Here is an 11686-nt window from a genome sequence, read left to right on the forward strand (position 1 = left end):
GGTAAGACCGAATCATCCCCGGATGATCCGGCACGCCCCGTGAAGCGCGAAACTCACGCCATAGCCTGAAAGGCTTGGCGGGAGTAGTTCATCGCTATGAGGTGGAGAACGGGTCCACGGAACAGCTGCGGCAGCAGGTGGGACAGTGGTACGAAGACCACTATGCACCTTTGTATGCGGCCCGTAGCGGAGGGCTGACCGCACCGCTGGGAAATTGGCTGGAGGCCATGTCCCACGAGGCCCTGCTGATCCAGCGCTATTATGTGGTCGACAATCCCCATGATCCGGAAGACCTGAAGGCCCTGGTGGACCGCCGTGACGGCAGCATCTACGGGCAGCAGCATCTGCGTTATCACCAGAGTTTGCGGGATACCCTCGAACGCCTGGGGTTCAATGACCTCATGCTCATCGATGCCCAGTCCCTGGCGGTGATCTACTCGGTGACCAAGGGACCTGTCTTTGGCACCTCTCTGCGTCAGGGGCCATTTTCCGACAGTGCCCTGGGGGCGTTGGCCCGGGGCATGATGGAAAACCGGGGCGCGGACGGTTTTCGCATGAGTGCCTTCGAAGACTTTGCGGGACGCTTCAATGAGCCGGTGGTCTTCATCGGCGTGCCGGTCTTTCATGCCATCCACAGTCCCGAGCGCCCCCTGGGCATGCTGGTGGCCGAGATCCCCGCGGCCCGTTTCACCCAGATCATGACCAATGCCGGTGGTTGGGTGCAGGCGGGGCTGGGGGCCACGGGAGAGTCCTATTTGGTGGATGACCGCCATCGTCTGGTGACCGAATTGCGGCCCATGCTGGAGGATCGCACGGCATTCCTGAGCCGGTTGCAGGTGGCTCGTCCCGCCGCCCTGTCCCCGGATTTTCACCGTGCCGCCGATCAGGGCCGGATTGCCGGGCATCTGACCCTGGATACCGGTGCGGTTCGCGCCGCGCTGGCGGGTCATGGGGGCATGGGCCTTGAGGAGGATTATCTGGGACGGACCATGTTCATGGCCTGGACTCCCCTGGAGATCGCGGGCCATCGTTTTGCTCTGGTGACCCAGCAGGATCCTCTGGAGATCATGGCGCCATTGACGCAGATGCGGCGGAATCTGACTGTCGGCGCGGTCACCGGCGTGATCCTGCTTTCATTGCTGGCGGCCCTGGCCTCCTGGTGGTTCGCCCGTCTCATCAGCCGCCCGCTGAGGGATCTGGCCCGCAACATCGGCGAAGCCGCCGCTCATCGGGATCTGACCCGTCATTTTTCCAATGGTCGCCGGGACGAGATTGGCATGATTGCCACCGCCCTGGATGGTCTGTTTCGGGAACTGGAATCGTTCATCGGCGGCATAGTCGACCGTTCCGGGCGCACGGCGGTACTGGCGGACGGCAATGCCGCCGTCAGCGCACAGTGCCTGTCCTCGGTGCATGATCAGCGGGCCGCCCTGGATGAACTGGACGCGGAAGCCACCGCCATGGCTTCCGCCACGGATCGCATTGTGGAACAGATGCAACAGGTTGCCGAATCCGCCTCGTCGGCCACCCGGCTGGCGGAGGGTGGTCAGGCCCAGGTGCGGGATGTGGCCGGGCTGATGGATGAACTGGCCCGGCAGGTGACTCAATCCAGTGAGCATCTGCAGTCGCTGGAGATCGCCGCCGGGGATATCGATTCCGTACTCACCACCATTCGCAAGATTGCCGAACAGACCAATCTGCTGGCCCTGAACGCGGCCATCGAGGCGGCCCGGGCGGGCGAACAGGGGCGTGGCTTCGCCGTGGTGGCGGAACAGGTGCGCGGTCTGGCCGCCAATACCCGCGAGGCCACGGGGCGCATCCAGGGCATGGTAGAGCGTTTGCACGGCAATATGCGGGAAGTGGTGGAGGCCATGGATAACGAGCGGCAGACCGCCGAGCGTTGTGTGACCGAGACCGGCGAGGCGGTGACGGCACTGGTGTCCATTGGGCAGGCGGTGCGGGCCATTCATCGGATCACGGATCAGGTGTCCGGGGATACCGATGTGCAGCGGGGCAAGACCCTGATCATGCGTCAGCGTCTGGAGGCCCTGCTGAGGGAGGCGAACCAGACCGAAACGGCCATGGCGGCGCAGGCCGAGGCGGCCCAGGAGCAGAAACAGGTGGCGGCGGCGCTGGATCAGGCGGCGGGGTGTTTCAGGATTTCATCACCCCACGGGGCATCGTCCCAGGCATCGCCCCTCCCGCCGCTGGCGGCACCAACCCATCAGCCCCGCCCGAGGGCCTTGAGAACGGCATCGGCGGCGCTTTCCACCACCTGACGAGGTTTGTCCACGCCGATCCACTCCACCCGGCCGTTGTCGATGATCATGGCATAGCGTCGGGAGCGGATACCCATCTGGCTGTCGGTGTCGTCGGTTTCCAGTCCCACGGCCCGGGTGAAATCCCCGTTGCCGTCGGACACCATCATGATGCGGTCGCCCACGGCGTGGATGTCGGCCCAGGCATCAAGGACGAAGATATCGTTTACCGCCAGGCACAGGAGCCGCTCGATGCCGGCGGCCCGCAGTGACTCCGCCCTGTGGATGAAGCCGGGCAGATGGACGCCGGAGCAGGCGGGCGTGAAGGCACCGGGGACGGCGAACAGGGCGCTGCGGTAGCCGGTGAAGAGTTCCGTGGTGGTGATGGGGTGGTCTCCCGCCGGTGTCATCACGCGCAGGGTGACCTCGGGGATCTGATCGCCGACCTGGATGGGCATGACGGGCGCTCCTTGAATCAATCCGGGTGGAGCAGTGTAGCCGCTCGTTGAGCAATAGATAAGTATTAACGAGATTGTGCTATGGCTTGATCATGCTGACCTCACGAAAGTTGTTCTGGATGGCGTCTTCCCTCGCACGGGAAATCTGGTCAGCAACTTCCCGCGTCCATCGGGGGGAAATGCCGTGACGGTGCACAGATGAGGTGGTTCATGTTGGTAACGCGGAAGAAGGCGTTCAACCCATCGGAACTGATCCTGTTCGGGGGCTGGGGGCTGATCACCTTTCTGTTCGGCCTGGCAGCATGGTTGCTTGAAGGTGGCGCCTGGGTAGTGATTCTGGACATGCTCCATTGGACTTCCGCCTTTGCCCTGTCTCTGGCCCTGGCATGGCGGGGCATGCGCCTGGCGGCCACGCACGATGCGGATGTGCTGTTCTGGCTCGTTCTGGGGGCGGGGCTGATGCTGGTTGGGCAATTGGTCTGGAATCTGCAGGTCCTTGCCGGCTGGAATCCTTTTCCCTCCCCAGCCGATGTCCTGTTCCTGGCGGTGGGCCCCCTCTGGATGATCGGACTGATGCGCGCATTGAAGCTGCATCTGCCGGTGGATCGTTTCCACTCGGCGATGTTGGACATCTGCGGCATGGTCTTTGCCCTGTTGGCGTTGGTACTTATCCTTTACATGCCCCATGGGGAGCAATTCTCCCTGACGGCCCTCCTGGTGCTGGTTTTTTACCCGGTGGGTTTTTTCAGTGCCGCTTTTTTCGCCTTGCTGATGATTCCCGCCATGGCCCTGCGTCCGACACCAGCCCATCTGCTGCTGGTCGCCGGCATCATCGTCCACGGACTGACCTGGATGCAGTGGAACCTGATGTTACTCAATGGCGAACTGCAGGCGGGCATGGCTTTCAATATGGCCTTTGGTCTGGGTGCCCTGTTGCTGGGTCTGGGTGCCCGCTGCTGGCGAATCGAGGTTCGTCACGAGCCGGGGTACCTCAATGCCTGTGAAAGGGTCATGAACCATGTCCCCCTGCTTGCCATGTTGCTGGCTCTGGCGCTGCTGTTCCATTTTTTCCATGCCCTGGAAGAGGGTGGGTTGGAGCGGGGCATCATCTTTGCCTGCTGTCTATTTGCACTGCTGTTGGTTGGTGTACGCCAGACCCACATGCTGGAGGTGCTTGAGCGTCTGCGCCAGGCAGAAACGGCCATTTTGCAGAACCAGGAACAGATGTTCCGGCTGGCCCATTTTGATGCCTTGACGCATCTGCCCAATCGACTGTTCTTCGAAAACCAGATGGAGCACGCCCTGCAGATAGCTGCCCGACGTCGCGACCGGGTGGCCTTCATGCTGGTGGATCTGGATCATTTCAATCAGATCAACGACATCTATGGCCACCATACCGGGGATAGGTTGTTGTGCGAAGTATCCGCCAGGATCGAACGATCCCTGGATGGTCGGTGCACTCTGGCGCGCATGGGGGGAGACGAGTTCATGGTGCTGGTGGAACAGTGTCGCTCCAGGACGGAGGTCGCGCGGCTGGCCGAGGGCATCCTGCAATCCTTTTCCCTTCCCTGGCTGGGAAGCGGGATCGATCCGCATTTTGCCACTGCAAGTATCGGCATCAGTCTGTACCCTGACGACGCGACCACGGTGGTGGAGCTGATTCGTAACGCGGATCTGGCGCTGAATCAGGTGAAATCCAGTGGTCGCAACGGTTATTGCTTCTATCTGGAAGAGTACACGCACATTGCCCGCAAGCGACTGGAGCTGAGTTCCCTGCTGCATCGCGCCCTGCCAGAAGGGCAAATGCAGGTGATGTATCAACCCCAGTTGGATGCTATCGGGCAACCCGTGGGGGCAGAAGCCCTGTTGCGCTGGAGCGTGGATGGTCAGCCGGTTTCTCCCGAGGATTTCATTCCCCTGGCGGAAGCTAATGGGCTGATCGTGCCCATCGGGGAATGGGTGTTCCGCTCCGTTTGCCGTCAACTGGGGTGTTGGCGGCGGGACGGCGTGGCAGTCAATACCGTGTCCATCAACATTTCGGCAATACAGCTGCGAGGACAGGATTTTGCCCGGAAACTGGTGGGCATCGCCCGGGAGGAAGGTGTGCCACCGGAGGCAATCATGCTGGAAGTGACCGAATCAGAGATGCTGGATGACGATATTGTTGCCACCGTCATGGCCTTGCGCGAAGTCGGCTTTGGCCTGTCCATCGATGATTTCGGCACCGGGCAGTCGTCCCTGGTCAAGCTCAAGAAACTGCCGGTGAGCGAATTGAAGATCGACAAGGCTTTCGTGCGTGACATTGCCCATGACGAAGGCGATCGTCAGATCTGCGCCATGATTCTGGCCCTGTCCCACGCGCTGGGGCTGACAGTGGTGGCGGAAGGGGTGGAAACACCGGAGCAGTTTCGCCTGCTCCGTGACATGGGCTGTCATCGTTTTCAGGGATGGTTGTTTTCGCCTGCGGTGGAGGCCGATGAGCTGGTGATGGCAATGCCCGATCTGATGGCTATGTTTTCCAGGGGGCATGCTTGAAATGATGAAAACAAGATCAATCCAGTCCTTTATTGCGACATTGGTAGCGGTCTGCGTTTTGGTATTGGTTTCCGGCTACCTGTTCTATTCACTCCACTCCGGCGCCCGTACCCAGTCCTTGCTGGAGGAGCGGACCGCGGAAGAATGGGAGGCTTTGATTCAATCCCACCTGCTGGCCCTGGTGCAGACGCAGACTCTGGAGTTGCAACGGGTGTTGCAGCGCCCCGTTGCCATGGTGCGCACCTTGGCCGAGGTCAACCTGCAAATGGGGCGTACCTATCCCGGGGGGCAGCACCAGTCAGCCATGGGGCGGGAGGAACTGACGTCTTTGGCACGATCAATCCTGGTTGCGAATCCAGGTCTTTTGAGCGTCTTCATTGGCTGGGAACCCGATGCCTTTGATGGTAGTGATGCCCTCTATGCCGGGATCACTTCTGAAGGTTATGACGGTACCGGTCGTTTCATGCCCTGGTGGTACCGAGATGCCCAGGGTACATATGTGCTGGAACCCTTGGTGGCCACTGTCATGGAAAGCACCTCCTTGCTGCCCACCGGGGTGCGGGAAGGTGAGTACTATCTATGCCCCAAGGAAACGGGCAGGCTGTGTATTATCGACCCCGCTCCCTATGAAATCAGCGGTCGGACGATGCTCATGACCTCGTTCAACGTGCCGCTCATTCTGGATGGGCGCTTCCTGGGTATTGTGGGCACCGACATCTCTCTGGATTTTATTCAATCTCTGCTTACGGCCACCAACGAGGGGCTATATGGCGGTGCGGGTGAAATGGCGCTGATCTCGGGCAACGGCCATCTGGTGGCTTCCACGGTTGCGCCCGAGGGGCTGGGTGAGGAAGCCGGTCGCTGGCTGCGCCGGGATGATCTCAAGGATATTCAGCAGCGTCCGCTGGATGAAGTCCTTTATACAGTCCAGGAAGGGGGGGGCATCACCTGCAAGGATCGAATTGTTCCTGAATTTCAAATTGGACGAAGCAGCGGATAGCGTCTGGACTTATGTGCTCTCCCTGCCCATGGAGACGGTCATGGCGGATCTGCGTACATTGCACAGGGATCTGCAAGAGCAGCGGCATGCCGATACCCTGGGCATGGTCTTGATGGGCTGTTTCATGGCCGGTCTGGGATTGCTGGCCGCCTGGCTACTGGGTCGCCGCATTGCCGAGCCATTAAGGGAAATGGTGAGCATGCTGGATGATATCGCGCGTGGCGAGGGCGATCTGACCCGGCGCCTGCAGGTGGAGCGTCGCGATGAACTGGGGGCCATGGCTGCTGGATTCAACGCCTTCCTGGAAAAACTCCAGACCATGATTCAGGCCGTTGTTGTTTCAGTGCGTCATGTCGGGGATGCCGCGGGCGATAATGCCCGTATTGCCGTGGAAACCGACGAGGCGGTACAGCGACAGCAATCGGAAATCGATCAGGTGGCCACGGCAATGAACGAGATGACCGCCACGGCCCATGATGTGGCAGGCAACGCGGCCCATGCCGCCGAGGCTGCGCGGAATGCCAGGCAGACAGCCGGGTTGGGTCGCGCCCTGGTCAAGGATACTGTCGGTGCGGTGGGCAAACTGTCCACTGAAATGTCCGGGGCGGTCGAGGTGATCGAGAGTCTTTCCCGGGACAGTGAAAATATCACTGCCATTCTGGTAGCAATCCGTGGGATTGCCGAGCAAACGAACCTGCTGGCCCTGAATGCCGCTATCGAGGCCGCCCGCGCCGGCGAGCAGGGCCGAGGGTTTGCGGTGGTGGCCGATGAGGTGCGTAACCTGGCGCAAAAGACCCAGCAATCCACTGGCGAGATACAGACCATGATCGAACTGCTGCAGCAAGGGAGCCGCAATGCGGTTGCGGTCATGGCGGACAGCCGCGAACGGGTGGAAGGTACGGTTCGCCAGGCCGCCGAGGCCGCCGAGGCGCTGGAGCGTATCGATCAGGCCATCATCGCCATCAATGATCTCAATGCCCAGATTGCCAGTGCAGCAGAGGAGCAAAGTGCCGTGGCGGAAGAAATCAACCGCAACGTGGTCAACATCGGCGACATGGCCCGGCGGGTTGCCGAAGGGGCCGAGCAGACCCGGACCGGAAGTGAGCAACTGGCCCGGGAGGCGGAAGAGCAACAGCGTCTTGTGAAGCAGTTCAAGGTTTCATAGAGGCTGCACACATGTGACAGCCGGCTCCCGCGCAGCCTATTATGGGGCCATGCGTATTCTGCAAAGGAGCCGATCGGTGAAGATCTCGGACTATCCCGGGCACCTGAGAAAACTGGTGGAGCAGGGTGACCTGCGACGCATGCCTCGATCCCAGGCCTGGGCGGTGGGCATGGCCCGGGCTGCCATGAGCATCGGCAAAGAGGTCTCCGCCGGTCAGCTCAACCTGCATGCCATGAGCCTGGTCTATACCAGCCTGCTGTCGGTGGTGCCGCTACTGGCCCTGTCCTTTTCCGTGCTCAAGGGGTTTGGTGCCCACAATGCGGTAGAGCCATTCCTGATGACGGTGCTGGAGCCCTTGGGCGAGCAGGGCGAGGAGATCGCCGCCAACGTGGTGAGCTTCGTGGATAACATGCGGGTCGGGGTACTGGGTTTCATCGGCCTGATCTTTCTCTTTTTCACCGTGGTCGGCCTGATTCAGAAGGTGGAGGCAGCCTTCAACTACATCTGGCATGTGACCTGTCCACGGGGCTTTGCCCAGCGGTTTGCCAATTATCTCAGCGTGGTTCTAGTGGGGCCGGTACTGATCTTCTCTGCCCTGGGCATCACGGCTTCGGTGATGGCCACGGATATCGTACAAAGGGCCATGGACTATGGCCTGGTGGGGGAGTCGGTGGCATTGTTGAGCCGCCTGGTGCCCTATCTGCTGGTGATGATGGCTTTTGCCTTCATTTATGTCTTCGTGCCCAATACCCGCGTGAAGCCGCTGCCCGCGTTGGTGGGGGCGCTGGTGGCCGCCCTGCTTTGGCAGAGCACCGGTTGGGCCTTTGCCGCCATGATGGCCGGCTCCACCCAGTACGATGCCATCTATTCCGGGTTTGCCATCGTCATCATGGCGCTGTTGTGGCTGTACCTGAACTGGCTGATCCTGTTGACCGGTTCCCATGTGGCCTTCTATGTGCAGAACCCCAGCTATCTGCAGGTGGCCCAGGGGGTACCGGTGAGACTCTCGGGGGATCTGCAGGAGCGTCTGGCCCTGAGGGTGATGCGGCTCACCGCGGAGCGGTTCTATCGGGGCGAGGGGCCAACGTCCAGGATGCGGATGGCCCGGGACTTCAATCTGCCTGAAGAGGCCCTGGTGCCGGTGCTGGAGGCGCTCAAGCAGTCCGGTCTGCTGGTGGCGGCCAGCCATGAGGTTGCCGCCTACGTGCCGGGGCGGGATCTGGAGCAGATCAGCCTCAAAGAGATCCTGGATTCGGTGCGTGGCCATGGCGGTTCATTGCTGGATGATGGGTTGCCCGGCGAGGATCAGCGGGTGGACCGGGTATTGAAAGCGCGGGACGAGATGCTGCAGGCGCGTCTGGGCACCATGACCCTGAAGGCCTTGGTGCTCGATAAGCAGGATTAATATCCTCACCGCCCCTGCTGTCCGGTTAATGCCGTTCTTTCCAACGTCGCCAGAGCCCCTTTTCCAGTTCCACCAGCACCAGCACGAATACCCCGTAGCCCAGAATCAGACCCCAGTGTTGCAGTGACAGCGGCGCGCTCTGGAACAGCAGGTTCATCACCGGCGTGTAGACAAACAGAAGCTGGGCCAGCCACATGGCTCCGATGCCCCACCAGATCCAGGGATTGGAGAACGGATGGGTGCGGAACACGCTGCGGGTGAGGGAACGGCAGTTGAGCAGGAAGAAGCTCTGCACCACCACGAACAGGCTCACCGCCAGGGTCCGGGCTTCCTCCAGACTCGCCCCCTGGGCCAGTGACCACTGGAACAGACCAAAGGCCCCCAGCAACAGCAGGGCACTGACCGAAAAGATGCGACTGATGATCTCTCCATTGAGCAGCGGCACATCGGGCAGCCGGGGTGCCCGGCTCATGATCCCCGGTTCCCGAGGCTCAAAAGCCAGCATCAAACCCAAAAATACTGCGGTGGTCATGTTCAGCCACAGGGCCTGTACCGGCAGCACCGGCAGGGTCAGTCCCAGCAGGATGGCCACCATGATCACCAGTCCCTGACCCAGATTGGTGGGCAGGATCCAGGTGATGAACTTCACCAGGTTGTCAAAGACATTGCGCCCCTCCTCCACCGCCGCCTCGATGGAGCTGAAATTGTCGTCCGCCAGCACCATGTCCGAGGCATCCCGGGACACTTCCGTGCCGTTGATTCCCATGGCAATGCCAATGTTGGCCCGCTTGAGGGCGGGGGCATCGTTGACCCCGTCACCGGTCATGGCCACCACATGGCCCCGGGTCTGCAGGGCCTCTACCAGCCGCAGCTTCTGCTCCGGCGCCACCCGGGCAAAAACCGAGACCTGATCGGCGGCCTTGCTCAATTCATCCGGCGAAAGTTGGGCCAACTGTTGCCCGGTCAGGGTCCGTTGCTGATCTTTGTCCCGACCCTGGATGATGCCAATGCGCTCGGCAATGGCACGGGCGGTGAGGGCATGGTCTCCGGTAATCATCTTTACCCGGATGCCGGCCTTGCCACATTGGGTGACAGAATGGATCACCTCCTCCCTGGGGGGATCAATCATGGCCTGCAGGCCCAGAAAGATCAGCCGTTTCCCATCCTGGTCCGGGTCGGCAATATTCAGTTGGGTGGTATCGGTTTCACCCATGGCAAAGGCCAGCACCCGCAGCCCCTGGGCCGCCAGGGTGTCTACGTGTGTCTGCAGGTGTTCCGGGTCGATGGGCACCAGATCACCCTCGGCATTCATGGCCTGGCCGCAATGGGCAATCACCTGCTCCGCCGCCCCCTTCATGTAAATCCGGTGGCCTTTGTCATGGTGGTGAAGCGTGGCCATGTATTGTCGATCCGACTCAAAGGGGATCACATCCACCCGCTGCAGCCGGCCATGCATCTCGTGACGATCAAAACCGGCCTTGAGGGCACTGGTGATCAGTGCCCCTTCGGTGGGGTCACCGTGGACGGTCCAGCGCCCATCCTTTTCCACCAGTTCGCTGTCGTTGCATAGCAGTCCTGCCAGCAGACAGTGATGCAGGGCCTGATGCTCAGTGATGCCGCTGGTCATGGCTACACCATCCTGCAGAAGCTCGCCCACCGGATCATAACCACCTCCGGTGAGTTCAAACCCTGTACCCCCGGCGATGATGCGCTGCACCGTCATCTGGTTCTCGGTCAAAGTGCCGGTCTTGTCGGAACAGATCACCGTGGTAGACCCCAAAGTCTCCACTGCCGGTAATTTACGGATGATGGCGTTGCGCAGGGCCATGCGGCGAACCCCGATGGCCAGGGTGATGGTGACCACCGCCGGCAGCCCTTCCGGGATGGCGGCCACCGCCAGGGCCACAGCGGCGATGAAGGTATCCACCCAGTGTTGACCGTAGAACAGGCCCACACCAAAGGTGACCCCTGCCATTGCCAGGATCACCCACAGCAGAATCTGGCTAAAGGCATTGATTTTGCGGGTCAGTGGGGTTTCCAGGGTCACGGCATCATTGATCATGCCGGCGATTTTGCCGGTCTCGGTATGGTCGCCGGTGCCGATGACCACGCCCCGACCAGTGCCATAGGTCACCAGGGTGCCGGCAAATCCCATATTACTCCGGTCCGCCAGCACCGTATCCCGGGCCATCTGGCCGGACTGCTTTTCTGTGGGTACGGACTCTCCGGTCAGGGCGGATTCGTCGATCTGCAGATCCCGGCAGGACAACAGACGCAGATCAGCCGGCACCTTATCGCCGGAAGCCAGCAGGACAATATCGCCGGGCACCAGATCGGCGGCGGGAATGGTGGTCCGGTTGCCATCCCGGATCACGGCGGCGGATGAGGAAAGCATATCCTTGAGGCCATTGATGGCATCCTCGGCCTTGGATTCCTGAACGAAACCGATGATGGCGTTGATTAAAACAACGCCGAAGATCACGGCAGAATCAATGTACTCCCCCAGGGCCAGGGTGACGGCAGAGGCGATGAGCAGGATATAGATCAGGGGATTATGAAACTGCAGCAGCAGGCGTTTGAACCAGGAAGTCTGTCGGGCTGCCGTCAGGGTATTGGGACCATGGGTGGCCAGCCGTTCACGGGCCTGCTGTTCCGTAAGCCCCTGTTGCTCGTGAGTATCCAGGGTTTCGAGCACTTCGTCATGGTGCAGGTGATGCCAGAGATCCTTGAACGATGTCGCCATCGTAAACTCCTGTGGGCCTGTTGGGATTCAGCAAAAACCCGCGTGAACCCTCGCCCACTCGGGCGGGGAGGTCAGCGGGGGCCGCGCAAGCGGCCCTATTCTGGTGTCTTCTGCCCCTGAGC

7 protein-coding genes are annotated in these 11686 nt (G+C 61.1%); 5 read left to right on the forward strand and 2 right to left on the reverse strand.

The genetic code is table 11. From position 1 onward, the window contains the following. Window positions 1-74 precede the first annotated feature (74 nt). Window positions 75-2279, forward strand: a complete 2205-nt coding sequence (locus BMX62_RS12080) for a methyl-accepting chemotaxis protein (protein ID WP_143339786.1) — start codon at window positions 75-77, stop codon at window positions 2277-2279. Here the strand turns inward: BMX62_RS12080 and BMX62_RS12085 are convergent. Continuing rightward, complete coding sequence (locus tag BMX62_RS12085) at window positions 2225-2716, reverse strand: peroxiredoxin (RefSeq protein WP_090209467.1); 492 nt, start codon at window positions 2714-2716, stop codon at window positions 2225-2227. The two genes, BMX62_RS12080 and BMX62_RS12085, sit on opposite strands and share 55 nt — an antisense overlap. 210 nt (window positions 2717-2926) lie before the next feature. Here BMX62_RS12085 and BMX62_RS12090 point away from each other — a divergent pair, with 210 nt between their 5' ends. The 4 genes from BMX62_RS12090 to BMX62_RS12100 are packed head-to-tail and all read left to right on the forward strand — an operon-like array spanning window position 2927 to window position 8821. Continuing rightward, a complete protein-coding gene (locus tag BMX62_RS12090; protein ID WP_090209469.1) occupies window positions 2927-5251 on the forward strand; it encodes a putative bifunctional diguanylate cyclase/phosphodiesterase in 2325 nt (774 codons plus the stop codon). Window positions 5252-5309: 58 nt separating this feature from the next. Continuing rightward, a complete protein-coding gene (locus tag BMX62_RS12980) occupies window positions 5310-6251 on the forward strand; it encodes a hypothetical protein (RefSeq protein ID WP_202906272.1) in 942 nt (313 codons plus the stop codon). Further along, on the forward strand, window positions 6214-7416 hold the full coding sequence (locus BMX62_RS12985) for a methyl-accepting chemotaxis protein (RefSeq protein WP_202906273.1): 1203 nt from the start codon (window positions 6214-6216) through the stop codon (window positions 7414-7416). Before BMX62_RS12980 ends, BMX62_RS12985 begins: the two co-directional genes overlap by 38 nt. A 49-nt stretch (window positions 7417-7465) precedes the next feature. Next, window positions 7466-8821 carry a YihY/virulence factor BrkB family protein gene (locus BMX62_RS12100; RefSeq protein WP_420795833.1) on the forward strand — a complete coding sequence of 452 codons (1356 nt, stop codon included), beginning with the start codon at window positions 7466-7468 and terminating at the stop codon, window positions 8819-8821. Between the two features lie 25 nt (window positions 8822-8846). On the opposite strand, the gene BMX62_RS12105 is transcribed toward BMX62_RS12100, so the two are convergent. Then, a complete protein-coding gene (locus BMX62_RS12105; protein ID WP_090209476.1) occupies window positions 8847-11564 on the reverse strand; it encodes a cation-transporting P-type ATPase in 2718 nt (905 codons plus the stop codon). Window positions 11565-11686: the final 122 nt, after the last annotated feature.

The organism is Ectothiorhodospira magna (genome assembly GCF_900110965.1).
In the GTDB taxonomy this organism is placed as follows: domain Bacteria; phylum Pseudomonadota; class Gammaproteobacteria; order Ectothiorhodospirales; family Ectothiorhodospiraceae; genus Ectothiorhodospira; species Ectothiorhodospira magna.

What these genes read in the sequence shown, in the direction of transcription:
- BMX62_RS12085 (WP_090209467.1), bottom strand. Translation starts at nt 2,716, where the DNA reads ATGCCCATCCAGGTCGGCGATCAGATCCCCGAGGTCACCCTGCGCGTG.
- BMX62_RS12090 (WP_090209469.1), top strand. Translation starts at nt 2,927, where the DNA reads ATGTTGGTAACGCGGAAGAAGGCGTTCAACCCATCGGAACTGATCCTG.
- BMX62_RS12100 (WP_420795833.1), top strand. Translation starts at nt 7,466, where the DNA reads ATGCGTATTCTGCAAAGGAGCCGATCGGTGAAGATCTCGGACTATCCC.
- BMX62_RS12105 (WP_090209476.1), bottom strand. Translation starts at nt 11,564, where the DNA reads ATGGCGACATCGTTCAAGGATCTCTGGCATCACCTGCACCATGACGAA.